Consider the following 25,788-nt stretch of genomic DNA (forward strand, 5'->3'; position numbering starts at 1 on the left):
CGTAATCGACCGGTGGGGTCCGCGCGTGGTGCTCAGGCGTCCCGCTTGTTCACCACGACCAGCGACACCGCGAACACCACAGCCGTGAAGACCGCGAAGTACACGAGGGAACCCCATGCACCCCAGTGGAATTCGATGCCCTGCTCCATGCTGAGGAAGTTGTTGGCGTTGGCGAAGGGCAGGAACGGCTGGATTTCACGCCCGACCGATCCGAACAACCCGAACAGCGATTCGATGAGCAGTGGCCACAGCAGCAGCAACGCGATCGTCCCGGCGGACTGGCGAAGCAGCGTACCGACACCGATCGCGAGCACCACACAGAGGAACGCGTAGAGCGGGATTCCGTAGATCGCCCGCCACGCCGGCTCGCCGCTGAGCACGAGATCTCGCCCGGCATCCGGTCCCGCCAGCACCTTCGCGAGAAGGAACGACGCGAGACCGAGCACCCCGGTGAGAATCGCGCCGAGCACACCGATGAGCGCTGCCTTGACCGTCAGAAGCAGCGTCCGGTTGGGCGTGGCCTGGAAGGTCGTGCGGATGACGCCGAACCGGTATTCGCTGGTGACCGACAGTGCTGCCAGGATCATCAGCACCAACACGCCGAATCCCGTGACACCGCTGACGGCGACATCGACGGTGGGATAGAACTGCACCAGTTCGTCCTCCGCGGTGAGCGAACTGCGCGCGACGGAACCGAGCACCGCGGCCAGGCCCAGCCCGAGCGCGACGATCACCACCGTGCACCACAACGGCGACTGCACCGAGGTGAGTTTGATCCGTTCGGCCCGCAGCGTGTCGAGCACGGTCCCCGCCATCACAGTGCGCCTTTCATGACGTCGTCGGTTCCGGTGCCCTGGAATTCCACGTGTCCCCCGGTGAGTTTCATGAATGCGTCTTCGAGCGACGCGTTACGGCTGGACAGTTCGTGCAGCACAAGTGATCGCGACGCGGCGAGTTCACCGACCTCGGCGATGCCCACGTTCGGCACCAGCAGCGCCCCGTCCTCTTCGCGGACGGTGTAACCCCGCTCGGTGAGGGCACCGCGCAGCTCGTCGGCAGAAGGACTGCGCACCACGACGACCGATTCGGAGGCCCGGTCCACGAAGTCCTTCACCGACGTGTCGGCGATCAGGCGTCCCCGCCCGATGACGACCAGATGGTCGGCGGTCTGTGCCATCTCCGACAGCAGGTGGCTCGACACCAGCACGGTGCGACCCTCTGCCGCGAGGGCGTGCATGAAGCGCCGGATCCACATGATGCCCTCCGGGTCGAGCCCGTTGACGGGCTCGTCGAAGAGCAGCACCTGCGGGTCGCCGAGCAACGCCCCGGCGAGACCCAGCCGCTGCGACATGCCGAGAGAGAACCCGCCGGCGCGCTTCCCGGCGACCTCGGTGAGACCGACCTGGCGCAGCACCTCGTCCACGCGGGAGGCCGGCAGGCCGTTGGACGCCGCGAGCCACCGAAGGTGCGCACGCGCCGTCCTGTTGGGGTGCACCCACTTGGCGTCGAGGAGCGCTCCCACCGTCTGGAGCGGCCGAGTCAGGCTGCGATACGGCTTGCCTCCGATGAGCGCGCTGCCCGAGGTCGGGCGGTCCAGGCCCAGGATCATGCGCATCGTCGTCGACTTCCCGGCGCCGTTGGGGCCGAGGAACCCTGTGACGATGCCGGGGCGGACCGTGAACGTCACATCGTCGACCGCGGTCGTGGACCCGAAGGTCTTGGTCAGTCCGGTCACTTCGATCATGGGCCCTACTCTGCACGATCGGGAACGCGCGCGCAGCCGCCACCCCGTCGTCAGGGTTCGAGAGGCGACGACGCCTGCGCCCAGAACCGTTTCGGGATCCGTCCGGCATGGCGTGCACGGAATCCCGCTTCGACCGCGTGCCGCATCGCCGATGCCATCAGCGCGGGCTCTTTCGCGCGCGTGACCGCGGTTGCGAGGAGCACTGCGTCGCAACCGAGTTCCATTGCGAGCGCGGCGTCGGATGCGGTGCCGATTCCGGCGTCCAGGATCACCGGCACCCCGGCGGCCTCGACGATCATCTCGATGTGATGCGGGTTCGCAATGCCCAAGCCCGTCCCGATGGGCGAGCCGAGCGGCATGACTGCGGCACAGCCGATGTCCTCGAGCCGGCGCGCGAGCACGGGGTCGTCCGTCGTGTACGGCAGGACCACGAATCCGTCGTCTACCAATTGTTCGGCAGCCGCGACCAGTTCGATCGCGTCGGGGAGCAGTGTCCGCTCGTCGGCGATGACTTCGAGTTTGACCCAGTCGGTCTCGAGCGCCTCACGTGCGAGTTGCGCGGTGAGTACGGCTTCCTTCGCGCCGCGGCAACCGGCGGTGTTCGGCAGCAGAGCGATCCCGAGCCGGCGCACCAGATCGAGGACACCGGTGCCCGATGTCGGATCGACGCGGCGCATCGCGACGGTCGTCAGTTCGGTTCCGGAGGCGACCAGCGCGTCCTCCAGCGCGGCGAGACTCGCCGCTCCGCCGGTTCCGGTGATCAGCCGGGATCCGAAGGTGCGATCGGCAATGGTCAACGGGGGCAGGTCCGCGGCCGGGTCGCCGGGGAGGCCGCTGGGGAAGTCAGCCACCCTGGACCGCCGTGAGAATCTCGATCTGTGCGCCCGCGGCCACCCGCTCGCCCCAGCGGCTGCGGGGGAATACCACGCCGTCGACTGCGACGGCGAGGCCCTTCTCGGGCAGTCCCATGCTTGCCAGCAGTTCGGACATCGTCGGTGCCACCGCGAAGTCTTTGTCCTCGCCGTTGACGGTGACGCCCACCTGAGTTCGGTTCGACTGAGTTCGGTCGGTCATTGCGCTACCACTTCCGTAAATCGTTGAGGGGAAGCATGCTTCACCTCGGGCAAGGGATCTTCGGACAATTCGGCGAGCACCGCGTCGACGGTGAGGGGTGTGAGCAGCACGCCGTTGCGGCCGTGTCCCGTCGCGGCGATCACGCGCTCCGACAACCGTCCGATGAGCGGAAGGTTGTCCGGTGTCATGGGGCGCAGTCCCGCGCTCGCCTCGTGGAGTTCGTACTCGCCGATCGCCGGCAGCAGTGCCTCCGCATCGGCGATCAGGTCGCGCACCCCCGCGACCGTCACCTGCGTATCTGCCGCCTCGTACTGGGTGGCACCGACGACGAGACCGTCACGGCGGGGCACCAGGTAGGCGGGTCTGCCGTGGACGTTGCCCCGAATGGTGCGCTCCGGAAGCGGGGTCGCTCCCGGACGCATCCGCAGCCGCAGGATCTCACCCTTGACGGGCCGTACCGGCAGGCCCGGCCACAGTCGGGAGGAGGCGGAACCGGCCGCGAGCACGACGCGATCGGCGGCGAGGTCGGCGAGGTCGGCGAGATCGGCGACCGGTGCCTCGGAGAATCGGACACCGGCATCGGTGGCGGCACGACGCAGGGCGACGACGAGCGCGCGGTTGTCCACGGACAATTCCGCCGACGCGAGCAGACCGAGTCGGATGCGAGGTCCGAGGGAGGGTTCGAGGTCGCGCACCTCGGCGCGGGAGAGCACCCGCATCTCATGACCCTGCGCCTGCACCCACTCGGCGACCGTGCGCAGGTCCGCGGCGTCTGCGGCGTCGAGAGCGACGGTCATCGACGCCGTGGAGGTCACCAGGTCGATGCCGGTCCCGGACCGGAGGAGTGCTGCGAACTCGGGCCAGCGCTGCAGCGACGCGGCACCGAGTTCGAGGACGTGACCTTCTCCGGGCCACCCTTCGGACAACGGGGCGAGCATTCCGCCTGCCACCCAGGACGCACCCGAACCGGGATCCGGATCGTGGACGGTGACGACGTACCCCGAGCGGGCCGCGCGCCACGCGATCGACAGACCGATCACTCCGCCACCCACGACTGCCACTGTTGTCATCGGTCCACCTCACTCCCTGCGCCGGCATGATCCGGTTCAGGTCATAACGGTCGGGGCCGGCAGGCCCCCTCTCAGCCCCGTGTACCTCGGGACTCCCGTGTCGTATCTCGTCTACCCGAGAGGTTACCGTCTTGACCGTGACCACCTACCGCGGCAACCATCCCGACCCCCGTGGGCGTCTCGCGACCGCCCGGCTGTACCTGTGCACCGACGCGCGCCGCGACACCGGCGACCTCGCCCGATTCATCGACGAGGCGCTGACCGGCGGTGTCGACATCGTTCAGCTGCGCGACAAGGGTTCGGCGGGTGAGAAGAAGTACGGCAGGCTCGAGGCACGTGACGAACTCGCAGCCCTGTCCATCCTGGCCGACGCATGCGCGCGCCACGGTGCGTTGCTGGCGGTCAACGACCGAGCCGACATCGCCCTTGCCGCGGGTGCCGACATCCTCCACCTCGGCCAGGGTGACCTGCCGGTCGAGCATGCGCGGAGCATCCTCGGCGACGACATCGTGATCGGCCGTTCGACCGGCACCCGCGGGCAGGCGTCGCTCGCCGACATCGAAGAGGGCGTCGACTACTTCGCGTCGGGTCCGGTGTGGGACACCCCGACCAAACCGGGTCGTCCGGCAGCCGGCCTGAACGTGCTGCGAGAGGTCCACAAGTCGCATCCCCGCAGGCCGTGGTTCGCGATCGGCGGGATCGATCTCGAGCGGCTGCCTCAGGTCCTCGACGCGGGCGCCACCCGGATCGCCGTCGTGCGGGCCATCACCGAGGCCGCCGATCCGCGCGCCGCAGCCGCCGCGTTGAAGGCCGCGCTGCCCACACCGTGAACGACGCGCTCTAGAGCCACGCCAGGACAGCGGACGGGGGCAGTGCCACCGCGCTCTCCGGAAGCCGCTCACGAAGGCCGCGGTCGGCGGTGACCACGACCGTCACACCCGGATCGACCGCGGTCGCGGTGCATGCCGCGAGGCGGGCCAGTTCGTCGTCTCCGCTCCCCTCGGCGGTGTGCACGGGAATACGCGCGTCGTCCGTCGCCGCACCGCGCGCGGCTCCTTCGAGGACCGCCTCGACCTGCGGCACCCATCCGAACAGGCCGTCCGGAAGCTCGACGGTCCGGGGAAGGACGGCGGCAAGATTCGCGAGCAGAGCACTCGTCGCCCCAGGACGATCCCGCCACCAGCCCGTCGGCCCGGTCGAGCCGAGGACATTCGCGGTGTCGAGCAACATCCGTACCGGGCGGGTGCGCAGGGCGGGCCACGCCTCCGCGAAGCCAGCGTGCAACGGCATCTCGCCGACCTGCTCTTCGGGCACCCAGCGAAGTTCGGTGCTCTCGCCGTTGAGCGTGGTGTCGAGCGGAGCAGCGGCGTCGGCGACGACCGTGGTGTAGGTCCACCCGCCCTCCGACCCGGAGGTGACCCGCACGGCACGCACGGCGAGTGCCGTCACCTCGATACCGGCCTCCTCGTGCGCTTCGCGGACCGCCGCGTCGACGGTGCTTTCGTGCGAGTCGCGAGCGCCGCCCGGCAGTGCCCACGTCCCGCCCTGATGACTCCACGCCGCGCGGTGCTGTAGAAGAACAGCGGGAGTCCCGTCCGGAAGCGGCGCGCGCAGGAGCAATCCGGCGGCACCGTGCCGTCCCCACCGCTTGTCACCGTCCGGCCCGACGGCCCAGCCGTCCCCGTCACCGCGCATCCTGTCCGCTCCCTGGTCCCAGCCGTCACGGAAGTGCTCGGGCGACGAGATCCCGTGTCCGTGGTCGGCACATTCTTTCGCGTGCTGCTTATATGCTCCACAAAACCGGCAACCTGAGAAGGGGGGTTATGCGGTGGATATTCGCCTGACCCCTACTGTTCTACCGGTCGAGAACCATGACCAGCGTACCGAGGATCCCAAAAACCCGGTCCTACGCGCTGCCCGCCGGCACAGCAGCACGTTGCAGTCCACTCCTGTGCTCTTCGCGGTCCTCGCGGGCGTGCTCGCCGTCCTGCTCGTCGCGTCGTGCGTGGTGACGGTGCAACTCGTGGGCGCACGCCAGGACACGCACGGCCGACTCCTCGCGACGATCGAACCGCTCGCGAACGCTTCCCAAAACCTGTACAGCGCCCTGTCCGTAGCAGACGCCGCCGCGGTGACAGGGTTCATCTCCGGGGGCATCGAGCCCGCCGAGGTTCGAGAGCGTTATCTGGACGCCCTCGCTGAGGCCTCCGACCATCTCGTGGTCGCCGCGACCGGTCTCACCGCGGACGAGGCCGACAGCACCCGCAACCTCACCGAGATCGGACGCATGCTGCCCGTGTACACCGGGCTGATCGAGACCGCACGCGCCAATTCGCGCGGCGGCAATCCCGTCGGCTCCGCCTATCTCGGTGAAGCGTCGTACATGATGCAGTCCGTGTTGCTTCCCGCGGCGCAGGAACTGCAGTCGGAAGGGGTCGCCGCGGTCGAGGCCACTCAACGTGCCGCGGTGCGACCACCCTGGCCGGCGATCGGACTGCTACTCGTCACCGTCGCTGCACTCGTCGCGGTTCACATGCTGGTCAGCCGCAAAACCCGGCGCACATTCAATCTCGGTCTGCTGGTGGCCATCGCCGCCGCCGGGTCGCTGCTCGCCTGGCTGCTCGTCGCGGGACTGGTGTCCTCCGACGCCACCGAACGCGCACTCGAACAGGGCGCCGAACCACTGGCGGTCCTCACAGAGAGCAGAATCCTCGCCCAGCAGTCACGCACCGCCGAAACGCTGCTGCTGGCGCAACGTCACACCACCGGTGCGTACGACGGAACGTACGACGAGCGGATCACCCGCCTCGGTGATCTTCTCGAACGGTACGGCGGCGCCGACCCGACCGAAGCCGGGGTCGAAGCGGTACAGCGTGCGCAAGCAGCCCGTGACGCGTGGATCAATTCTCATGCGCGCACGACGGACGCTCTCGAACGCGGCGACTACGAGGCCGCCGTCGTCCTGGTGATCGGACCCGGTCCGGACGAATCGACCGCACAGTTCACGACACTCGACGACGCCCTCTCGACCGCCATCGCAGAGTCACGTACCGAACTACGCGACAACGAGTCCCGTGCCTCCCGCACGTTGTCGGGGCTCGTCCCGGCCGCGGTGATCCTCGTCGTCATTGCACTCACGGGAACCGGAATCGGACTGTGGCGACGGATCAGGGAGTACCAATGAGATCGCGCCGCCCTTCCGTCTTCGTCGCTGCACTGTGCGCCGTCGCTGCTCTCGTATTCTCCTGCGGCACGCAGCCTTCCGCTCGTCCGTCCGTCGTCGAGACCACCGAGAGAACATTTCCGCTTCCGGAGGGCGCCGAGATCGCCGAACCGTCCGGGCCGACATCCGCTTCACCGGAATGCGGCGATCCCACAGCGAGCCTGCGCCCGAACGGCGCCGACTCCGGGCCCACCCTCGACGCGATCCGCGCTCGGGGCCGCCTCATCGTCGGGCTCGACGCCGGGAGCAATCTGCTGAGTTATCGCGACCCCACCACCGGTGACATCACCGGCTTCGATGTCGACATCGCTCGGGAAATCGCCCGTGATCTCCTCGGCAGTCCCGAACTGGTCGATTTCCGGATCCTCAGTTCCGCCGAGCGCGAGGAGGCGCTGCAGAGTTCGACGGTGGACATCGTGGCGAAGACGATGAGCATCACGTGCGCACGTCGCGAACTCGTGGACTTTTCCACGACCTATCTGCGCGCCGAGCAACGCGTGCTCGTGGTCAGGAATTCCGGGATTCGCAACGTCTCCGACCTCGTGGGGCGACGCGTGTGCATCGTCGACGGCACCACCTCGCTCGAGCGGATGCGCGAGGTACAACCGTCCGCGTCGATTCTGACGGTCCCGTCCTGGGCGGACTGCCTGGTGGTGCTCCAGCAACAGCAGGTCGACGCCGTGAGCACCGACGACACGATTCTGGCGGGCTTCGCCGCGCAGGACCCGTACGTCGAAGTCGTCGGAGATTCACTGCGCACGGAACCGTACGGAATCGGGATCACCCGCGGCAACGACGACCTGGTTCGGTTCGTCAACCGCACACTGGAACGTATCCGCTCGGACGGCACCTGGACCGCACTCTACGACAGGTACCTTTCGGTACTGGGGCCCGCGCCGGAGCCACCGGCACCCACGTACGTGGATTGAGGAAGTGATGTCCGCCAACCGCCCACCCGACGACGCAGACCCCGCTTCCGCGAACGCGCAGAGCGAGACCGCGCCGGGGCAGGGAACGCAGCGTGCCCCGCTCCTGGACACGGGCCGGTCCGAGCGCTCGATGCCCTCTCAGCGTTCCTCGAGCCGGCGTACCCGGCCGCGCGGAGCGGGCCGTCGGCGGATCGCAGGACTGGTCGATGTCCCGGTCGCTGCGCCACAGGACCCGATGCACGCCGTTCTGCGCACGCCGCATGTCGCGGAGGGGAAACGGTTCTGCTGGAAGTGCGGCGAGCCGGTCGGGCGCAGCACTCCGTCCGGCCCGGGACCGACGACGGGCACCTGCCCGCGGTGCGGGTCGCCCTACTCCTTCACCCCGGTCCTGCGGCGCGGAGATCTCGTGGCGGGCCAGTACGAAATCCAAGGGTGCCTCGCGCACGGCGGGCTCGGCTGGATCTACCTCGCTGTGGACCGCAACGTCAGCGATCGGTGGGTTGTCCTCAAGGGTCTGCTGCACTCGGGTGACGCGGAGGCGCAAGCCGTCGCGGTCGCCGAACAGCAATTCCTTGCAGAGGTGAGCCACCCGAGCATCGTCCGCATCTACAACTTCGTCGAGCATCCACTCCCCGACGGCACGCCGATGGGCTACATCGTCATGGAGTACGTCGGCGGGCACACGCTGCGGGAAGTCCTCGACACGTACCCCAAGCCACAACGGATGCCGGTGGATCAGGCCATCGCCTACATGCTGGAAGTTCTTCCGGCACTGCAGTATCTGCACGACATCGGGCTCGTCTACAACGACCTCAAACCCGAGAACATCATGGTCACCGACGAGCAACTCGAACTGATCGACCTCGGCGCCGTGGCGGGCATCGAGGACTACGGGTACCTGTACGGCACCCCCGGATATCAAGCGCCCGAGATCGTGCGGACGGGTCCCACCGTCGCCAGCGACATCTACACCGTGGGCCGGACTCTTGCGGTGCTCACCCTGGAGATGCCGTCGGAGAAGGGCCGCTACCTCGACGGACTGCCCACACCGGCGCAAGCTCCGTTGCTCGCCGAATTCGACTCGTTCCACCGCCTGCTCCTGCGCGCGACGAACGCGGATCCTGCTCTGCGGTTCTCGTCGGCCGACGAGGTTGCCGGTCAGCTCACCGGAGTGCTCCGCGAAATCCTGTCGCAGCAGACCCGCACCGAACATCCCGGGTTCTCCACGATGTTCAGCCCGCAACGCACGACCTTCGGCACCGACGAGGATGTGGCCCGCACCGACGCGCTTGCCGACGGCGTCGACCGCACGGTGATGCTCTCCCCCCGCGACGTCACCGCGGCGCTGCCCGTGCCGCTGCTCGACCCCGCGGATCCGAGTGCCGCTCTTCTCACCGCAGCCGTGCACAGCGAACCGCAGCAGACCCTCGACTCGTTGCGGCACGCGCGAGACAACGGACTCGAGCGCGTGTCCGGGACCACCGACGCCGCGTTCTCCCGCGAGATCACTCTCGCCGAAGTGCGGGCCAACCTTGATCTGGGGCGCGGCGAACAAGCCATCGAGATCCTCACCCGGCTCGAACGAGAGATCGGCGCCGATTGGCGTATCGACTGGTACGCGGGTAACGCTGCCCTGCTGCAAGCAGACTACGAAGGCGCGTTCACCCGCTTCGATCGGGTGCTGCAGGCATTGCCGGGTGAGCTCGCACCCAAACTCGCGCTGGCCGCCACCGCGGAACTGACGCTCGAACATTGGGAGAGCGACGATCCCGCGTCCTGGCGGACCTTCTGCGAGAACTTCTACCGCACAGTGTGGCGCACCGATCACAGCGTGGTCAGTGCTGCCTTCGGCCTCGCCCGCCAACTCGCGGGCAGCGGCAGGACCGGCGATGCGGTCGACGTCCTCGACCAGGTTCCCCACACGTCTCGGCACCACAACGTCGCGAACATGACCGCGGCGCTGATCCTGCTGCGTCACGGCAACATCGACGAGCTGACCGATGCCGACCTCGTCGACGCCGCACAGCGTGTGTCGTCGTTGCCGGCCGACGAGAGCCGCGCCCTGCAGATGCGCGCCCTGGTGCTCGGCACCGCCCTCGAATGGGTCCGGGCCGGCCGATCCCCCCGGCGTGACCACGGCCGGATCCTCGACAGCCGGTTCACGGAGAACGGCCTGCGCCGGGGCACCGAAGCCGCCCTTCGCGAACTCGCCCGCAAGTGCCCGGAGCGCGCGCACCGTTACACCCTGGTCGATCTCGCGAATGCCATCCGGCCCCGCAGCCTGATCTGAGGGGCCGACGCGTTCTCCCTATCGACGACCGAAGGCGCGCGTAACCAGCCAGCCCTCCACCATGCCGGCGAGAAATACCGCGGTGACTAGACCGTATTTGCGCGCAGGCGCGGGGAGCAGCGCCATCGCGTCGAACTCGCCGGCTGCGAGGGGAGCAGCGGCCGCCGGAGCGGTCTGCAGACCGGCGGGAGTCCGGGGGGTGGGTGCGGTTCCCGCCGCGACGGGAGTCGCCTGCGGGCTGCCCGCCAGCATGGCACCGAGGTTGACGGCGAACTGCTGCAGCACCTTGTTCGACACTGCCACGATCGCGCCCTTACCGAAGGAGACGATCTTGCCGCTGATCACCAGGTCGGTCCGGAGGGTCAGGCGCGAACCTGCGCCTCTCGGCTCGATGGTGATCGCCACTTCCGCCTCGGCGTCGCCGTTGCCGTGCGAGTCGGCACCCTTCGCGGCCAGCCTCAGCGTTTTCGCGTCAGGATCGATTTCGAGAAAGCGGATCGTGCCGGAGTACGACGCGCTGATCGGCCCGACCTTGACCTTCACTCCTCCGAGAAAGGTCTCACCGTCCTTGCCGGTGATCGCAGCGCCCGGCACGCAGGTGGCGACTCGTTCGACATCGTCGTTGATCAACCGGAACACGTCGTCGGCGGACGCGTCGATGTCGAGCGTATTGGTCAGTAACACAGCAGTTCTCCGTTTCGGGGACAAGCCTCAGGACTTCGGGCAGGCGGCGCACCGACGTTGCTCGGCGCACGCGTCGATTGCCTCCACGATGGTCTGATAACCGGTGCAGCGGCAGTAGTTCGAGGCGACGACCTCGCGGATCTCTTCCTTGGTCGCGTCCGGGTTCTCGGCGAGGTAGCCCTCGGCGAGCATCAGGAATCCCGGGGTACAGAAACCGCATTGCAGACCGTGATGATCGGCGAACGCCTGTTGCATGTCGCTCAGCGTGCCGTCGGTGTTCAGCGACTCGACGGTGCGGATCTCCGTGTTCTCGACCTGCGCCGCGAACGTGAGGCATGCCCGGGCGGGCTTGCCGTCGATCAGAACGGTGCAGGCCCCGCACACTCCGTGTTCGCAGCCTACGTGCGTACCCGTCAGCCGCAGGTCGTGCCGCAGCACGTCCACGAGAGTGCGGCGTGGCTCGGTGATCACCTCGTGATCGACACCGTTGACGGTCAGTTCGATCAGTTGTTTGTTGCTCATGCGATCTCCTTCCGCAGGGCGCGTTGCACGGCTACCGGCGTGATCGGCGTGTTGTCGAGTTCGACTCCCGTTGCCCGCAGTCCGTCGTTGACGGCATTGAGCACCGCGGCAGGCGCGCCGATCGTGCCACCCTCACCGGCACCCTTGGCGCCGGATTCTGTGAACAGACAGGGTGTTTCGAGGTGGTGGATACCGATCTCGGGTATCTCACAGGCCGTCGGTACCTTGTAGTCGATGAAGCTCGCGCACAACGGGTTGCCGTTGTCGTCGTAGGAGACCTGCTCGAACAGTGCTCCCGCGATGCCCTGGGCGATACCGCCGCGGCACTGTCCCTCGACAACCTTCGGGTTGATGGCGACTCCGCAGTCCTCCACACAGAAGTACCTGAGGATCTCGACTTTTCCGGTGCCCTCGTGCAGTTCGACCACGACACCGTGGGTCGCGTTGGAGAACGTTCCGTCGTTGAACACGTCGAAGCTCGCCGTCGCGGACAACCCGGGATCGACCCCTTTGGGCAGCAACTGGGCACGGAGGTAGGCGACGTCCGCGATGTCCCGGTGGGTGACGAACTTCGAATGGTCGTCGATCTGCCGGACACGACCGGGTGCGAGTTCGACGTTGTCGCGGCGCGTCTCCAGCAGATGCGCCGCAATCTCGCACAGCTTCTGGCCCAGTTTATCTGCCGCGACCGACACGGCGCTCCCGCCGATGGTGATCGAGCGCGAAGCGAACGAGCCGAATCCGTAGGTGATCCGGTCGGTATCACCTTGCACGATCTTGACCTGTTCTACCTGGACACGGAGACGATCTGCGACGATCTGCGCCATCGTGGTCTCGTGACTCTGACCGTGGTTCATCGTGCCCGTGGTCGCTGAAACTGTCCCGGAGACATCCATGCGGATCTCGGAGATATCGAATCCGGGCACGACTTTCATCTTCCGTGCTGCGAATGCCGTGCTTCCATAGCCAGTACGTTCACTGAAACATGAGTAGCCGATACCGATGTGCCGGCCCTCCGCTTCCGCGCGTTCCTTGAACTCGTACCAGCCTTCATCGCGCAGGGCTTTCTCACAGGCGTTGAGCGCCTCCAGGTAGGAGCCGGGATCGTAGGTCACGTTGTTGATCCCCGTGTACGGGAACGCCGTGATCACGTTGCGACGCCTGATCTCCACCGCGTCCAGGCCCAACTCCCGGGCAGCTCTCTCGAACAGCCGCTCCATGACCATCACGTACTGGGGCCGGCTCACTCCGCGGTACGGGGCAGTCGGGGTCTTGTTGCTGAAGATCGAACGTCCCCGGACGCGGTACGCGGGAACCTGGTACACGCCAGGCATTTCTGCCGACGCCATCAGAGGCTCGATGCCGGCCGTGAACGGGTAGCACGAGTACGCGCCCATGTCGCAGATCACGTCGGCGTCGAGCCCCAGAATGTGCCCCTCCGCATCGAACGCCGCCCGCACGTCGTACTGTTGTTCACGCGCCAGGAACGACGCGGTCAGGGCATCCTTACGGTCCTCGATCCACTTCACAGGGCGCCGAAGTTTCAATGCCGCTGCTGCTACGGCGATTTCCTCGCGTCCCACCACGCATTTCTGTCCGAAGCCCCCTCCCATGTCCGGAACGATCACGCGGACCTGCTGCTCCTGGAGGCCGAGACAGTGAGCTGTGACGGTGCGTACCTGGTGAGGTATCTGTGTGCAGATGTAGATGATCAACTGTTCGTCGCGATCATCCCAATGGGCGATGCAGCCCCTGGTTTCGAGCGGAAGGGCGTTCTGCCTACCGGTACGTGACTGCACCGACACGACCGTGTGCGCGGCATCGAAAATCTCGTCGATGCCCTCGGTGGCGAACATCTGCACGTCGACGACCGTGTTGTTCACTGCTTCGTCGTGCACCAACGGAACGCCGGCCGAGAGGGCTTGGTCCGCGGACGTGATCGCGGTGACGGTCTCGTATGCCACGCGGGCTGCTTCGAGTCCGTCCTCGACCGTGTAGGCGTCGTCGGCGACGACAAGAGCCAGAGGTTCACCGACATACCGCACCCGGTCACTGCTCAGAATCGGCATGTCGGTGGGAACGAACTCCTCGAGTGGCCGACTCAGCTCGGCCCGGATCGGTTTCAATGCGAGATCGGGGGCGGTGAACACCGCACGCACACCGTCGACGCCGAGGACATCCGACACGTCGAGCGCGGTCACCGAACCCGCGGCCACCGTGCTGCGGACGAACTGGGCGTGCAGCAGACCGGGCATGGAGATGTCGTCCACGAATCGGCCGCGGCCGGTGAGCAACCGCGGGTCTTCCCTGCGTGCTACAGATCTGCCTACGAACTTGGCCTGGGTGCCCTCCCCATGGCTGGGTGCAACGGTCGTCATGACGAAACTCCTTGGGAGACCAGTGCGTCTTTACACGCTCGGGCCACCAGCGTGCGGACGAGGGTACGGCGATAGTCGGCGGTGTACGCGCCGTCGTCCTCGAGTTCGAGCGCGTCGGCGGCGGTCTCGGCACAGTCGTCGAACGTGCCGCCGGCGGCGAGTACCCGTTCGGCCTCGGGTGATCGCACCGGCGTGGCCCCGACGCCACCCAGTGCGACCCTTCCGCCCACCACCTCGGCGCCGCGGAGGTCCAGCGAAACGGCTGCTGCGACGATCGCGAAGTCGCCCTGCCGTTCCGCGAACTCCGTTATCGCGGCGTGAGGAGCCGGGTTCGGGAAGACGATCTCGACGATCATCTCGTCGAATGCCAATTCGGTGGAATAGAAACCGAAGAAGAACGAGCCCGCATCGATCGACCTCCGTCCGCGCACACTCTCGACGACGATCACGGCGTCGAGAAGCACTGCGAGAAGGCACCATTCCGCTGTTGCGTCGGCGTGCGCGATACTCCCGCCCACTGTGCCCCGCGTCCGGATCGGGTAGTGACCGACCCACCGCATCGCTTCGCTGAGCACCGCGAAGTCTGCATCGAGGCCCCCCGACTCCACTTCGAGATGCGTGGTGAGCGCGCCGATGTGGAGCCCCTCGTCGTCCCTGCGAACGTAACGCAGCGCGTCGAGTGCACCGACGTCGACGAGGTGAGCCGGGCGGGCCAGACGGAAGTTCATCATGGCGACCAGTGACTGACCGCCCGCGATGATCTTCGCGTCCTCACCCAGATCGGCAAGCAACCGGAGTGCGCCCTGTACGTCGCGTGCGCGGTGATAGTCGAATCGTGCGGGCTTCATCAGACCCGGACCTCTCCACCGACGGTGTCGGGGGTTCCGCCGCCGACAGCGGAATCGTCTACGAGCGTGTCGAGTTCACGGTTCTTGGTCTCGGGTGCGAAGTACGACATCCAGAGAACAGCGAACACGACGAATGCGGTGACGATTCCGAAGGTGAGCGGCAAGCCGAGGATCGGCCACATCACCGAACCGAACAGCAACGGTGCGAAACCTGTCGCGATACGGCTGACGGACGAGGCGTAGCCGAAGCCGGATGCGCGGATCGTCGTCGGGTACAGCTCGGAGACGTAGCAGTACAGCACCGGAATCGTGAGCTGGATGACGAACCCGAAGATTCCCAGCCAGATCAGTGCGGCAGACTGCACGTCCAGCATCATGGCGAACAGCACCAGCGCGACACCGGCGACAGGTCCGGACAACCCGATGACCCATTTACGTCCGAACACCTCGACCAGCAGCGCAGAGGTGAGCACGCCGACGATTCCGACGCCGGTCATCAGAGTGGTGCCGGCGAAGGCCGCGAATTCCCCGTAACCCTCGGCCCGCAGGATCGAGGGCATCCAGCTGAGCGCGGCGTAGTAGAGCAACATGATCGAGACGAACAGCATCCACGCGGTGGCCGTGATACCGGGGCTGTAGGTCCAGACGGACTTGAGCTGCGTCCAGCCGGCCCGCAGGCCGCCGGGACCGCGCGACTCGGTTTCCGGGACGATGACGTACTCGACCACCGGTGCCCCGGTGCGCTCGACCATGTCGTCGATGACCGCACGAGCCTCTGTCTCGCGGCCGACCTTGGCGAGATAGATCGGTGACTCAGGAATGCCGCGTCGCACCCAGAAGAGCAGCAGCGCAGGCAGAACCATGAACAGCAACATGTATCGCCAGCGCACGTCGCCGTCGATCGGCACGAGGAGCGTAGCGACCACGCCGCACACGGTGGCACCGATGGGCCACCACACGTCCATAGCCGAGAGGACCTTGCCGCGGATCTTGCGTGGCGAGAACTCGCTGACAAGTGCGTAGTCGACGGGGATACAACCACCGAGGCCGAAGCCCGCGAGGAAGCGGAGCAGAATGAAGACCTCGAAGTTCGGCGAGAAAGCGCCGAGCACCGAGAACAGCGCGAAGATCAGCAGCGTCAAGGAGAAGGCACGCTTCCGCCCCATCCGGTCGGCGAGAGTGCCCCACACCACGGCACCGACTGCCATGCCAACCAGGTTTCCGGTGGCGACCAGGCCCCGCTCGGCGGTAGTCAGATCCCAGTAGGTGCCGAGCAGCGGCGTCAAGAACCCGTTGAGTGCGACATCCCAGGCATCGAACATGTACCCGAGACCGCCGATGATGAAGATTTTTCCTTGCACTCCCCATTTCCAGGGGAGCTCCTGTACTACTTGGTCACCAGTTTTCATCGCAACCCTCCGGCGCGGATATGTTTGCGCTGCATCCGATTCGCTATCGGACGAACGCGTAGTGGAATTTCTCGTCGTCGCTGTCGTCGAGCGGTGTGCCGCTCCAGAGCCAGTCGTACGAGATATCGGATTCCCCAGAGAACGACGCCAGTGTCGCGTCCCGCAGCTGTTGCTCGGGTCCATCGGGTAGGTGATAGAAAGTCTTGTTCTGCAGGCTTGCATCCTGCACCATGCGAGCGTGTCGCGCACGACGGGATACGTAGCGCGCCAGCGCTTCGTCGATTCCGGCGGCGGTTACCCGGCCGAGTTCTTCCGCGAGGACTGCGGCGTCCTCCATGGCTTGCGAGGCGCCCTGGGCCTGGTAGGGAAGCATGGCATGGCACGCGTCACCGAGCAGGGCGACCCGGCCTTCGACCCATCTCGGATCGGGCCTGCGGTAGTACAGGGCCTGGCACAGCACGTTCTCGTCGGCCTTGGCCATCATGGCGAGCGCGCGGTCGTCCCAGCCGGGGAAGGCTGCCATCAGCTCTTCGGGCCCCACCAGTCTGGGTCCTCCGTCGCGCACCTCGTCGGTGCACGGGACGAGCGCGACGATGTTGAGGTACTCCCCGTCCCGGATCATGTAGTGGACGAGGTGGCGGTCGGGGCCGTACCAGATCGTGCTCTGGTAGCGGTCCACGAGCCAGCGGGTTGCGGGATCCTTGACGATGCGGTCTCCGGGAACCAGTGCGCGGAAGGCCATTTCGCCCGAGAAGACCAACGTGTCCGGTAGGCCGATGACGTCGCGCACGGTCGAACGGATGCCGTCTGCCCCGATGACCACGTCGGCCTCGTATCGTCCACCGTTCGACGTGACCGCCACCGGGCGTGAGGGATTCGTGCGGTCGACGTCGACCACCTGCGCGTCGGTCACGAACTCCACGATGGGCCCGGGGCCCTCGGGGTCGAGGCACTTGACGTGGATTGCCGAATGCAGATCCGCGCGATGGTAGTGCCAGTACGGCGCGTTGAATTTCTCCTTGCAGTACTCACCGAGCGAGGTGAGCGCGACGACCTTGCCGTTCTCCCATCGGCGTCGCACCTGATCCATGGGCTCGGTCTTGATGGCCTCGAGTTGGCGCCGCATTCCGAGACCGATCAGAATCCGGCTCGCGTTCGGGGCGGTCTGGATGCCCGCGCCGACTTCGCCCAGTTCGGCCGCCGCCTCCAGGACGGTGACCTGCAGGCCGCGATGACGCAGTGCGAGTGCCGCCGTGAGTCCGCCGAGCCCTCCGCCCGCGATCACTACTTGGATGGGTGCCATGTCAGTTCTCCACCAATCGGCCTTCGGTGACGACATCGATGCCGTCGATGGACACGGTGCACGAGCGCATTCCGATGTCGAGATGCGCGTAGGAGTCACGCCCGAGAACGGGGTGGGGTCCGGTCGACCAGAGGAAGCTTCCGGCGAACGCCCGGGCATCCATGCCCATGATGTCGTCCTTGCCGTACATCGCTGCGGCGAACCAGTCGCCCGACTTCATCAGGCCCCAGCCCATGTGCGAGAGGTACCGGGCCCACTTGTCGTTCGAATCGGCGAAGAACATGTTCAGCAATGCTGCTTCGGCTCCCCCGGTGACCTCGTCGATGTGGCCGTTCGTCACGGTCAGGGTCGTGGGCTCACGGACGTATTCCTTGAAGGGCAACAGGATGTCGCCCTCGGACAGGACGATCCGGCCGTTGGAGATTTCGGGCCAGCACAACACCATGGTGCTGGGCCAGTGATCCCATCGTCCCTTGTCGTCCGCGAAGCCGACCTGGAACTCGGGCTGCGAATTGCGCAGTTCCACTGTGAGATCGGTGCCGGCCTCGTTGGTGATGCGCATGATCGATCCCTGCCGGACCAGATCGACGCCCGCTTGTACGCGCTCCTTGTCGCCTTCCTGGGGCATATTGCGGATCAGCACGTCCGGTGCGTCGCAGACGAAGATGATGCGGGTGCCGGAGGCAAGGATCTCCTGCTGGATGGGTGCGTGGATGAACCCCTCGCTGGTGAGGTCGACGACGAGATCGGCTGCCTTGAGCAGGTTCTGCGTCGCCACACTGTTCATCACGGAGACCAGGCCGGGGCCGGCACCGGTGTGGGTGCTGGGCATCGGCGCGGCGCTACCTCCCGGGACGGTCGCCGACAGCACCTGAGCGCCGAGACTCTGGGCAGCACCGAACGCAGCGGCAACGTAGTCGCCGCGACTGGCCGGTTCCGCCAGGATCACCACTTGTTCCCCGGGCCGGACCTTGCACAGTTCGAGCTGGCGCGTGAACGCGCGCAGCAGATCGGCTGATCTCAGGTCGAACATCTCAGTTCCTCTCCAGTGTCTTCTCGGTGGTGCTCGTGTGCCCGGCTATTCCGCCGAGACGTAGCAGGTCCTTCAGGTACGGGACTTCCTGGCGGGCTTCGGAAAGCGAACTACGGGTGACGACTGCCGCAACGGCACCGACGCTCTCGTCCAGCTCGGCGATCGTGCGGCCGCGTGGACCGACGATGACGCTGTGTCCGGCGAACCGCGGGCCACCGCCCGTACGGCCGGTGAGGCCGGCCGCGGCGACGACGACCCCGTTCTCCAGTGCTCGCGATCGCGTCAGCAGCTTCCACACGTGCAGGCGCGGATGACCGAATGCCGAGGGAATCGCGATGATGTCAGCTCCCCGTCGTGCCAGGTCCCGCACGGTTTCCGGGAATCCCGCCTCGTAGCAGATGACCACGCCGATGGTTCCGAACGGTGTGGGCACGAGGAGCCCGCTCTGCGCGCCGGGGGTGAACACCGAATTCTCCTGTCCCCACAGGAATCGTTTGTGCCCGAGTGCGAGCAGTCCATCCGGACCGACTACCAGGGAACTGTCTGCGACCGTTCCTTCCGGGGTGCGGTGCGGCAGTGCGGTGACGAGGACGGTGCCTGTCTCGGTGGCCAAGTCGGCCAGTGCGTCGGAGGTTCTGCCGGGCACCGTTTCCGCGACGGACGGGATGTCGCCCTCGAGGTCGTATCCGCTGGCGAAGAACTCGGGAAGAACGATGATGTCCGAGCCCTCGGCTGCGAGTCGGCGAACAGTTACCGCGACCTCGTCGATGTTGCGCTGCCACCGTCCGGGGCGCGACTCCGTCTGCACCACTGCGATATTGATGGTGTCCACGTCGGAGGATGCTTCGCGTGCGTCCAGTTCACCCGCGGCGGTCACTGCGCGACCCTGTTCATGTCGGTCGTGTAGAACGGGCCGGCGAGGCGGCCGAGAAAATGGTGTTCGAGGGTGTCGACGTGCAGGTTCTCCGACAGGACACCGGGCCGGGACGTGACAGTCGTGACCGTCCCGAGTACGAGGGTGTCGGTGCCGAGTTCCACTTCCTGGAGCAGTGCGCACTCCAGTGAGATGAGCGATTCCAGCACCGACGGCGCCGACACGGAGTGCGACGCGATCGGTGTCGCGCCGGAGAGGGCGAACTCGTCGACGTCCGGCTCGACGGTGGCGAACGAGGCGGTGACGGCGTCGGCAGTGTCGGCGGAAGGAATGTTCACGACGAAATTTCCGGTCTCGCGAATGTTGACCAGCGTGTCCTTCGGCTCGCCCGGTGCCCCGATGCGTTCGCCGATGGAGATCATCAGCGTGGCGGGATTCCGGGAGGCGACGGTGAAGAAACTAAACGGTGCGAGATTCCGGACCCCCGCGGCAGAGACGGTCGAGACCCACGCGATCGGCCGGGGTTGCACCGCGCACGACAGCAACTTGTACACGTCGCCTTCGGTCATTGCACCGACGTCGTAGCGGGTCCGGTCCGCGACCGATACGCGGTCACCGCTCTGGGAAGTCATACGGGAAGCCTCTCCTCCGAGATGCGCAAATGGTTGTGCAACCGATTGCGTAAGGAGAAGATAGATGCAGCTCGGACTAATTGTCGAGCTTTCGTCGCGTATCCCGAAAGCTTTCACATTGCCGTTACATGCGTGTCACAATCCGCCCCGTCACCGGGCCTCGAGCCCGCCCCGGGCGGTGTCCACGCTGGATCCCGCCTCGCGAGGCGGCCCGTAACCTTCGCTGGTCCCGTCGACGATCTGCACCTCGTCCTCCCACGGCACCCGGTAACGGCCGGACACGAGGTCGCTCATGTAGGTGTAAGGGCAATCCGTCGCTCCACCTGCGAGAGCGGTATATCCGCGGTGGCCGAGCTGGTAGATGTTGTTCTCCACGCCCCACTCGCGCCGGGCGGCATCAGCCCGCGCGGGCTCGATCGTCGCGGTCACGACACGGTCGGGGGTGGAATCTCCGCGCTCGACGATGGTTCCCTCGAAGTCGCAGACCATCGCCTCACCCATCGAGGGAATGCCATTACCGTCGTGTCCCGCCAGACACACCGACGCGGTGTACGCGAGGTTCTGGAAGGCATTGGCTTCGTTGGTGATCCGCCAGGACTGCTTCAGGGGGAACTTGTAGCCCGCGGTCCGCAGCAAGACGTTGGCGCCTCGGTAACTCGCCTCGCGCGCGACCTCGGGAAACATTCCGTCGTGACAGATCAGCAGCGACAGCACCGAGCCCTTCGGTCCCCGGCACACCGGCACACCGATGTCGCCGGGCTCCCACGGCTCCTTCGGGGTCCACGGATGCAGTTTGCGCACATAGAGTGCGATCTCACCGGCGCTGTCGACGACGATCCCCGAGTTGAACGGCGCCCCGTTCGGATTGCGCTCCATCACGCTGAAACACCCCCACACGCCGGCATCCCGGCAGGCGAGACGCAGCCGCTCGACCTGCGGACCGTCCAGGTCGCACATCAGTTCGTCCCGGGCCCATCCGGACTTCCGGAGTCCGTGCAGCGAGTACTCGGGAAAGACCACGAGGTCGAGGGCGGAGAACCCGTCCTTGGCGGCGCGCAGTGCCGCGACCACCCGATCGGTGGCCGCGTCGACGTCGGCCATTGTTTCGACCAGCGGAACCCGCTGCTGCACCAGGCCCAAAGTCAGGGACGATGGGGACGGATTGAGGCCTCCGAGACCGGTCATATGCACTCCTTTGCCGTAGCAACGTGTTGCGCAATCGATTGCACGCGGTGCTAGCTTAGGGGCCGAGCAAGACCACGGCAGCACTGGCGGATCGGCGGAGGGAGCGACCCTGGTGAAAAGGACGTCGGCAAACGTGACGTTGAAAACGGTCGCCGAAGCTGCGGGCGTACACATTTCGACCGTGTCACGTGCATTGCGACGCGTGGCGGCAGACCCCCGGTCCGCCACCGAAAGCGACCTCCGATTGTCCCGTCTCGCTCAGGAGTTGGGGTACGTACCCAACCCCAACGCAGCAAGCCTGACGACGAAGAAATCGACCGCTTTCGGTGTCCTCGTCCCTCACCTCACCGACATCGTCCTCTCCGCCATGTACGACGCGATCGAAGACACCGCCAACCGGGCAGGGTACGAAACCTTCGTCGCGAACACCCATGACGATGCTGCTCGGCAACGCCGACGGATCGATCTCCTCCTCGGACGCAACGTCGACGGCCTCATCTTCGGAGACGCTCGGCTCGACAACGCAAACCTCGACGAACTCTCTCGGCGCGGAGTGGCGTTCGTACTCGTCAGCCGAAGATATCCCGGAGCGCTGTCGGCGACTTGTGACGACAGCCTCGGCGGCCGTCTCGTCGGGGAGCACCTCGCCCGCCTCGGTCATACCCGGGTAGGGATCATCTCCGGACCGCGGTGGGCCAGCACAGGCATCGATCGACTGGAAGGTTGCATTGCGGCACTGAACGACGCCGGAATCGAGGTGCCGGCCCCCTACGTGCGCGAAGAGGGATTCGATCCTGCCGCCGGAAGGCGCGGAGCCGAAGCGCTGCTGTCGCTGCCCGAGCCACCGACCGCGATCTTCGCCGCGAACGACTTCAGCGCGATCGGCGTGCTCGGGGTCCTGCGGGAGCGCTCGCTGCGCCCGGGACAGGACATAGGAGTCGTCGGCTACAACGACATCCCCATCTGTAGCGAACTGACCGTACCTCTCACGACAGTGCACAGTCCCCACCGGGAGATCGGCATGCACGCGGCCGAGATGCTGCTCGCAGTCACCCACGGATTACCGGCGTCGTCGGTGGCATTGACTCCTCGGCTCGTCGTTCGGCAATCCACCGTTCCCGCCTAGCCGGTGTACCGGCCGTTACGCGAATTCCGCAGCGGCGCGGGCGATAGCGAGTTCCTCGTTGGTGGGGATCACCAGGACTTCGACCTTCGAATCGTCTGCGGAGATCCGGCGCTCCCCCTTGCCGGGAGCTGCGTTGCGTTCGAGGTCGACCACGATGCCGAGCCGTTCCAGGCCCGCGAGCGCGTCACGCCGGACATCGACATTGTTCTCGCCTACGCCCGCGGTGAAGATGATCTGGTCCGCTCCCCCCAACTCGAAGACGTACGCACCGATGTACTTCCGCAAACGGTGCACATAGACGTCGTATGCGATCTTCGCGTCTTCGTCGCCTTCGTCGATGAGGTTCAGCAGCGCGCGGAAGTCGTTGACACCGGAAAGGCCGCGGAGTCCGGAGCGCCGGTTGAGCAGGTCGTCGATCGCGTCGACCTTCATTCCCGCGACCCGATTGAGGTGCATGACGACGCCGGCGTCGATGTCGCCTGTCCGCGTGCCCATGACCAGGCCCTCGAGAGGAGTGAGCCCCATCGACGTGTCGATCGGACGGCCACCCTCGATGGCCGACGCGGATGCGCCGTTGCCGAGGTGCAGCACGATCTGGTTCAGCTCGGCCTGATCGCGACCGGTGAACGCTGCCGCGCGCTGTGAGACGTATTCGTGCGACGTCCCGTGGAATCCGTATCTCCGGATGTCGTGCTCGCGAGCGATGTTTCGCTCGAGTGCGTACGTTGCGGCTGCTGCGGGGAGCGCGTGGAAGAACGCGGTGTCGAAGACTGCGACATGCGGGATGTCGGGCAGTTCCTCGCGCGCGACCTCCATCCCTATGGCGTTCGCCGGATTGTGCAGCGGCGCAAGGATGGACAACTCGGCCACGGCCTTCACCACGTCGTCGTCGACGAGCGTCGGTTCGTGGAACACGGTGCCGCCGTGAACGACCCGGTGTCCGACGGCTGCGATACCGGCTTCCTGCAGCGGCCTGCCCAGCGTCTCGAGCATGTCCAGCACCGTGCGCAAACCGGCCCGGTGGTCGCGGATCTCGCCCACCCGTTCCTCGGTTCCGGTGGTGTGGTGGAAGATGATCCGCCCCTCCGGCTCACCGATGCGCTCGATGAGTCCGTGCGCTACAGCTTCCCCGGTTTCGGGGTGTATGAGCTGGAACTTGATCGACGACGAACCCGAATTGAGTACCAAGACGGTCCCCGCGGTCAACGAGGTGGATGTGCTCACGATTCTTCTCCCTGCGCCTGAATTGCCGTGATCGCGATGGTGTTGACGATGTCCTGGACCAACGCCCCGCGCGACAGATCGTTGACCGGCTTGTTCAGCCCCTGCAGCACCGGCCCGATCGCGACGGCGCCGGCACTGCGTTGCACCGCCTTGTACGTGTTGTTGCCGGTATTGAGGTCGGGGAAGATGAACACCGTGGCGCGCCCGGCCACCTCCGAATCGGGAAGCTTTGCGCTCGCGACCGTCGGTTCGATCGCCGCGTCGTACTGGATCGGCCCTTCCACCGCGAGGTCGGGGCGGCGCTCCCTGACGAGCGCCGTGGCGGTGCGCACCTTGTCGACATCCGCGCCCGAACCTGATTCTCCGGTCGAATACGACAGCATCGCGATACGTGGTTCGATTCCGAATTTCGCCGCCGTCGCCGACGACGAGATGGCGATATCCGCAAGCTGGTCGGCGGTGGGCGCGGGCACGACCGCGCAGTCGCCGTACGCGAGGACCCGGTCGGACAGGCACATCAGGAAGATGCTCGACACCGTCGACACTCCGGGTTCGGTCTTGATGATCTCGAACGACGGGCGGATGGTGTGCGCGGTGGTGTGTGCGGCGCCGGACACCATTCCGTCGGCAAGTCCGAAATGCACCATCATCGTTCCGAAGTACGAGACGTCCCGCATGATTTCGGTTGCGCGGTCGAGAGTCATGCCCTTGTGCCGGCGAAGCTCGTGGTACTCCTCGGCGAAACGCTCACCGAGTTCGGATGTGCGCGGGTCGATGATCTGCGCACCGGAAATGTCCACTCCGAGCTGGGCAGCGCGCTGCCGGACCGCAGGTTCGTCACCGAGAATCGTGAGGTCCGCGATGTGCCGTTGCAGTACCCGCCCCGCCGCCCGCAGGATGCGGTCGTCCTCTCCTTCGGGAAGCACGATGTGCCGCGGTGCACTGCGGGCACGGTCGATGAGCTGATACTCGAACATCTGCGGCGTGGTGACCGACAGCCGGGGCAGCCGCAACCGCTCCAGCAGGGCGGCAGTGTCGACGTGCTGTTCGACGAGAGCGAGCGCGGTGTCGATCTTGCGCTGCGCGCCGAGCACCATGCGCCCCCGGGTGCGGTCCGCCGCAGAGGCGGTATCGAAGGTACCGAGGTCGGTGGTGAGGATCGGCAGATTCGAGCCGAGACCGGACAGGAGCTGGGCGATGGCGGGGTGCGGGAGCAGTCCGCCGTTCATGATGATGCCGGACAGCGTCGGAAAGCCTTCTGCCGCATTGGCGTTGACGAGCGTCAGGATGACGTCGGACCGGTCCGCCGGTGCGATGACGACGACACCCTCGGTGATGCGTTCGAGAATGCGTTCGGCGGTCATGCCGCCGACCATGATGCGCAGTGCTTCCCGCTGCAGCAAGTCGGGGTCGCCGCTGTAGAGCTTGCCGCCGATCGCGGTCTGCAGTTCGGCGACGGTCGGTGCGTTGAGTATCGCCACTTCCGGCAGGGTCCATACCGGTTCCTTCCGGCCACCGAGTGCAGCAGCGACCTCCTCGAGCGCCTCCGGTGGACACCGGTTGACGACGATAGCGCTCAGGTGCGCGTGGTGGAACGCCAGTTCGCTCGCGCACAGGTCGGCGAGGTGGGCGATCTCCTCGGGGGTGCGGCGCGCGCCGCGGAGCACCAACAACACGGGCGCGTCGAGATTGGCGGCGATGCGCGCGTTATAGGCGAGTTCGCTCGGGTTGGCGATTTCGGTGAAGTCGCTGCCGACGACCACCACGGCGTCGCATCGGTCGGCGACGGCGTGGTACTTGGTCACGATGTCGCCGAGCGCCGTCTCGGGGTCGGCGTGCACCTCGTCGTAGGTCACGCCGACGCAGTCGTCGTAGCTGAGATCGGCGGTGGTGCGCTCGAGCAGCAGTTCCAGGATGTGGTCGGTGTCGCTGTCGGATCGCGCGATGGGCCGGAAGACGCCGACACGGGCGGTGGAAGCGCACAGCGTCTGCAACAACCCCAGGGCCACCGTCGACTTCCCGGTGTCACCTTCCGGGGCTGCGATGTAGATGCTCGATACGGAATCTTCAGCAGCACTCATGGTTGCCACCCTAGTGCGGGGTGCCCCCGGAGAGAGGACACCCCGCAACAACTCGCGTGGGGAACCGGTCAGGCGAGTGCGCGCAAACGCGGCGCCAAATCCCGCTCGAACAACTCCAAAAACCGCCGCTGATCATGACCCGGCGCATGAAACACCAAA

At 66.4% G+C, this 25,788-nt stretch carries 23 protein-coding genes, 1 pseudogene and 1 riboswitch; of the genes and pseudogenes, 5 read left to right on the forward strand and 19 right to left on the reverse strand.

Features of this window, described 5'->3' with window-relative positions; all coding sequences use genetic code 11:
- Positions 1-32: 32 nt before the first annotated feature.
- The 5 genes from ACFWU2_RS17875 to thiO form a co-directional block, all read right to left on the reverse strand.
- On the reverse strand, positions 33-815 hold the full coding sequence (locus ACFWU2_RS17875) for an ABC transporter permease (protein WP_378608641.1): 783 nt from the start codon (positions 813-815) through the stop codon (positions 33-35).
- Positions 815-1,744, reverse strand: coding sequence for an ABC transporter ATP-binding protein (locus ACFWU2_RS17880; RefSeq protein WP_378608643.1), 930 nt, complete (start codon positions 1,742-1,744; stop codon positions 815-817). The genes ACFWU2_RS17875 and ACFWU2_RS17880 overlap by 1 nt, the downstream gene beginning before the upstream one ends.
- A gap of 50 nt (positions 1,745-1,794) precedes the next feature.
- Positions 1,795-2,595 carry a thiazole synthase gene (locus tag ACFWU2_RS17885; RefSeq protein ID WP_378608646.1) on the reverse strand — a complete coding sequence of 267 codons (801 nt, stop codon included), beginning with the start codon at positions 2,593-2,595 and terminating at the stop codon, positions 1,795-1,797.
- Positions 2,588-2,818: a sulfur carrier protein ThiS gene (thiS, locus tag ACFWU2_RS17890; protein ID WP_378608648.1), complete on the reverse strand. Its 231-nt coding sequence runs from the start codon at positions 2,816-2,818 to the stop codon at positions 2,588-2,590. The genes ACFWU2_RS17885 and thiS overlap by 8 nt, the downstream gene beginning before the upstream one ends.
- The gene (thiO, locus tag ACFWU2_RS17895) at positions 2,815-3,888 is read right to left on the reverse strand and encodes a glycine oxidase ThiO (RefSeq protein ID WP_378608650.1); all 1,074 of its coding nucleotides are present in this window, start codon (positions 3,886-3,888) and stop codon (positions 2,815-2,817) included. Before thiO ends, thiS begins: the two co-directional genes overlap by 4 nt.
- Positions 3,883-3,997: riboswitch (TPP riboswitch) on the reverse strand. (Overlaps the previous gene by 6 nt.)
- Positions 3,998-4,025: 28 nt before the next feature.
- Between thiO and thiE the strand changes: the two genes are divergently transcribed.
- Positions 4,026-4,718, forward strand: coding sequence for a thiamine phosphate synthase (gene thiE, locus ACFWU2_RS17900; RefSeq protein ID WP_378608652.1), 693 nt, complete (start codon positions 4,026-4,028; stop codon positions 4,716-4,718).
- Positions 4,719-4,728: 10 nt separating this feature from the next.
- Here the strand turns inward: thiE and ACFWU2_RS17905 are convergent, their stop codons facing one another.
- Positions 4,729-5,583 carry an NUDIX domain-containing protein gene (locus ACFWU2_RS17905; protein WP_378608655.1) on the reverse strand — a complete coding sequence of 285 codons (855 nt, stop codon included), beginning with the start codon at positions 5,581-5,583 and terminating at the stop codon, positions 4,729-4,731.
- Positions 5,584-5,824: 241 nt separating this feature from the next.
- On the opposite strand from ACFWU2_RS17905, the gene ACFWU2_RS17910 reads away from it, so the two are divergent.
- The 3 genes from ACFWU2_RS17910 to ACFWU2_RS17920 are packed head-to-tail and all read left to right on the forward strand — an operon-like array spanning position 5,825 to position 10,330.
- The gene (locus ACFWU2_RS17910; protein ID WP_378608657.1) at positions 5,825-7,072 is read left to right on the forward strand and encodes a hypothetical protein; all 1,248 of its coding nucleotides are present in this window, start codon (positions 5,825-5,827) and stop codon (positions 7,070-7,072) included.
- A complete protein-coding gene (locus ACFWU2_RS17915; RefSeq protein WP_378608660.1) occupies positions 7,069-8,040 on the forward strand; it encodes a glutamate ABC transporter substrate-binding protein in 972 nt (323 codons plus the stop codon). Before ACFWU2_RS17910 ends, ACFWU2_RS17915 begins: the two co-directional genes overlap by 4 nt.
- 7 nt (positions 8,041-8,047) lie before the next feature.
- Positions 8,048-10,330: a tetratricopeptide repeat protein gene (locus tag ACFWU2_RS17920; RefSeq protein ID WP_378608663.1), complete on the forward strand. Its 2,283-nt coding sequence runs from the start codon at positions 8,048-8,050 to the stop codon at positions 10,328-10,330.
- Between the two features lie 18 nt (positions 10,331-10,348).
- Here ACFWU2_RS17920 and ACFWU2_RS17925 read toward each other — a convergent pair whose 3' ends face one another.
- The 10 genes from ACFWU2_RS17925 to ACFWU2_RS17970 form a co-directional block, all read right to left on the reverse strand.
- A complete protein-coding gene (locus ACFWU2_RS17925) occupies positions 10,349-11,014 on the reverse strand; it encodes an SRPBCC family protein (RefSeq protein ID WP_072703932.1) in 666 nt (221 codons plus the stop codon).
- Positions 11,015-11,041: 27 nt separating this feature from the next.
- The gene (locus ACFWU2_RS17930; protein ID WP_378608667.1) at positions 11,042-11,536 is read right to left on the reverse strand and encodes a (2Fe-2S)-binding protein; all 495 of its coding nucleotides are present in this window, start codon (positions 11,534-11,536) and stop codon (positions 11,042-11,044) included.
- Entirely contained in the window at positions 11,533-13,914 is a 2,382-nt protein-coding gene (locus ACFWU2_RS17935; protein ID WP_378608670.1) for a xanthine dehydrogenase family protein molybdopterin-binding subunit, read from the reverse strand. Before ACFWU2_RS17935 ends, ACFWU2_RS17930 begins: the two co-directional genes overlap by 4 nt.
- Positions 13,911-14,762, reverse strand: coding sequence for an FAD binding domain-containing protein (locus ACFWU2_RS17940; protein ID WP_378608673.1), 852 nt, complete (start codon positions 14,760-14,762; stop codon positions 13,911-13,913). Before ACFWU2_RS17940 ends, ACFWU2_RS17935 begins: the two co-directional genes overlap by 4 nt.
- Positions 14,762-16,171, reverse strand: a complete 1,410-nt coding sequence (locus ACFWU2_RS17945) for an MFS transporter (RefSeq protein ID WP_378608676.1) — start codon at positions 16,169-16,171, stop codon at positions 14,762-14,764. The genes ACFWU2_RS17940 and ACFWU2_RS17945 overlap by 1 nt, the downstream gene beginning before the upstream one ends.
- 43 nt (positions 16,172-16,214) lie before the next feature.
- A complete protein-coding gene (locus ACFWU2_RS17950; protein WP_378608679.1) occupies positions 16,215-17,474 on the reverse strand; it encodes an FAD-dependent monooxygenase in 1,260 nt (419 codons plus the stop codon).
- Position 17,475: 1 nt separating this feature from the next.
- Positions 17,476-18,507 carry a hypothetical protein gene (locus tag ACFWU2_RS17955; RefSeq protein ID WP_378608682.1) on the reverse strand — a complete coding sequence of 344 codons (1,032 nt, stop codon included), beginning with the start codon at positions 18,505-18,507 and terminating at the stop codon, positions 17,476-17,478.
- Position 18,508: 1 nt separating this feature from the next.
- Positions 18,509-19,384: a carbon-nitrogen hydrolase family protein gene (locus ACFWU2_RS17960; protein WP_378608685.1), complete on the reverse strand. Its 876-nt coding sequence runs from the start codon at positions 19,382-19,384 to the stop codon at positions 18,509-18,511.
- On the reverse strand, positions 19,381-20,013 hold the full coding sequence (locus ACFWU2_RS17965; protein ID WP_378608687.1) for a flavin reductase family protein: 633 nt from the start codon (positions 20,011-20,013) through the stop codon (positions 19,381-19,383). The genes ACFWU2_RS17960 and ACFWU2_RS17965 overlap by 4 nt, the downstream gene beginning before the upstream one ends.
- Before the next feature lie 150 nt (positions 20,014-20,163).
- Positions 20,164-21,198 (reverse strand): formamidase, encoded by a 1,035-nt coding sequence (locus ACFWU2_RS17970; RefSeq protein ID WP_378608690.1) that lies wholly within the window; start codon positions 21,196-21,198, stop codon positions 20,164-20,166.
- A 133-nt stretch (positions 21,199-21,331) separates the two neighbouring features.
- Between ACFWU2_RS17970 and ACFWU2_RS17975 the strand changes: the two genes are divergently transcribed.
- Positions 21,332-22,324, forward strand: coding sequence for a LacI family DNA-binding transcriptional regulator (locus ACFWU2_RS17975; protein ID WP_378608693.1), 993 nt, complete (start codon positions 21,332-21,334; stop codon positions 22,322-22,324).
- A gap of 15 nt (positions 22,325-22,339) precedes the next feature.
- On the opposite strand, the gene ACFWU2_RS17980 is transcribed toward ACFWU2_RS17975, so the two are convergent.
- The 3 genes and pseudogenes from ACFWU2_RS17980 to ACFWU2_RS17990 all read right to left on the reverse strand — a co-directional run.
- Entirely contained in the window at positions 22,340-23,530 is a 1,191-nt protein-coding gene (locus tag ACFWU2_RS17980; RefSeq protein WP_378608772.1) for an acetate kinase, read from the reverse strand.
- A gap of 14 nt (positions 23,531-23,544) precedes the next feature.
- Positions 23,545-25,629 (reverse strand): phosphate acetyltransferase, encoded by a 2,085-nt coding sequence (pta, locus tag ACFWU2_RS17985; protein WP_378608696.1) that lies wholly within the window; start codon positions 25,627-25,629, stop codon positions 23,545-23,547.
- 68 nt (positions 25,630-25,697) lie between these two features.
- Positions 25,698-25,788, reverse strand: a pseudogene (locus ACFWU2_RS17990) (F420-dependent glucose-6-phosphate dehydrogenase); the annotation flags it as partial.

Origin of the sequence: Rhodococcus sp. NPDC058639, from assembly GCF_042717545.1 — a bacterium.
In the GTDB taxonomy this organism is placed as follows: Bacteria; Actinomycetota; Actinomycetes; order Mycobacteriales; family Mycobacteriaceae; genus Rhodococcus.

Excerpts from the sequence above, each read along its gene's own strand:
- thiS (WP_378608648.1), bottom strand. The coding sequence starts at position 2,818 with ATGACCGACCGAACTCAGTCGAACCGAACTCAGGTGGGCGTCACCGTC.
- ACFWU2_RS17970 (WP_378608690.1), bottom strand. The coding sequence starts at position 21,198 with ATGACCGGTCTCGGAGGCCTCAATCCGTCCCCATCGTCCCTGACTTTG.
- ACFWU2_RS17965 (WP_378608687.1), bottom strand. The coding sequence starts at position 20,013 with ATGACTTCCCAGAGCGGTGACCGCGTATCGGTCGCGGACCGGACCCGC.
- ACFWU2_RS17945 (WP_378608676.1), bottom strand. The coding sequence starts at position 16,171 with ATGAAAACTGGTGACCAAGTAGTACAGGAGCTCCCCTGGAAATGGGGA.
- ACFWU2_RS17915 (WP_378608660.1), top strand. The coding sequence starts at position 7,069 with ATGAGATCGCGCCGCCCTTCCGTCTTCGTCGCTGCACTGTGCGCCGTC.
- ACFWU2_RS17875 (WP_378608641.1), bottom strand. The coding sequence starts at position 815 with ATGGCGGGGACCGTGCTCGACACGCTGCGGGCCGAACGGATCAAACTC.
- pta (WP_378608696.1), bottom strand. The coding sequence starts at position 25,629 with ATGAGTGCTGCTGAAGATTCCGTATCGAGCATCTACATCGCAGCCCCG.
- ACFWU2_RS17880 (WP_378608643.1), bottom strand. The coding sequence starts at position 1,744 with ATGATCGAAGTGACCGGACTGACCAAGACCTTCGGGTCCACGACCGCG.
- ACFWU2_RS17905 (WP_378608655.1), bottom strand. The coding sequence starts at position 5,583 with ATGCGCGGTGACGGGGACGGCTGGGCCGTCGGGCCGGACGGTGACAAG.
- ACFWU2_RS17940 (WP_378608673.1), bottom strand. The coding sequence starts at position 14,762 with ATGAAGCCCGCACGATTCGACTATCACCGCGCACGCGACGTACAGGGC.
- ACFWU2_RS17930 (WP_378608667.1), bottom strand. The coding sequence starts at position 11,536 with ATGAGCAACAAACAACTGATCGAACTGACCGTCAACGGTGTCGATCAC.
- ACFWU2_RS17950 (WP_378608679.1), bottom strand. The coding sequence starts at position 17,474 with ATGGCACCCATCCAAGTAGTGATCGCGGGCGGAGGGCTCGGCGGACTC.
- ACFWU2_RS17955 (WP_378608682.1), bottom strand. The coding sequence starts at position 18,507 with ATGTTCGACCTGAGATCAGCCGATCTGCTGCGCGCGTTCACGCGCCAG.
- thiO (WP_378608650.1), bottom strand. The coding sequence starts at position 3,888 with ATGACAACAGTGGCAGTCGTGGGTGGCGGAGTGATCGGTCTGTCGATC.
- ACFWU2_RS17935 (WP_378608670.1), bottom strand. The coding sequence starts at position 13,914 with ATGACGACCGTTGCACCCAGCCATGGGGAGGGCACCCAGGCCAAGTTC.
- ACFWU2_RS17920 (WP_378608663.1), top strand. The coding sequence starts at position 8,048 with ATGTCCGCCAACCGCCCACCCGACGACGCAGACCCCGCTTCCGCGAAC.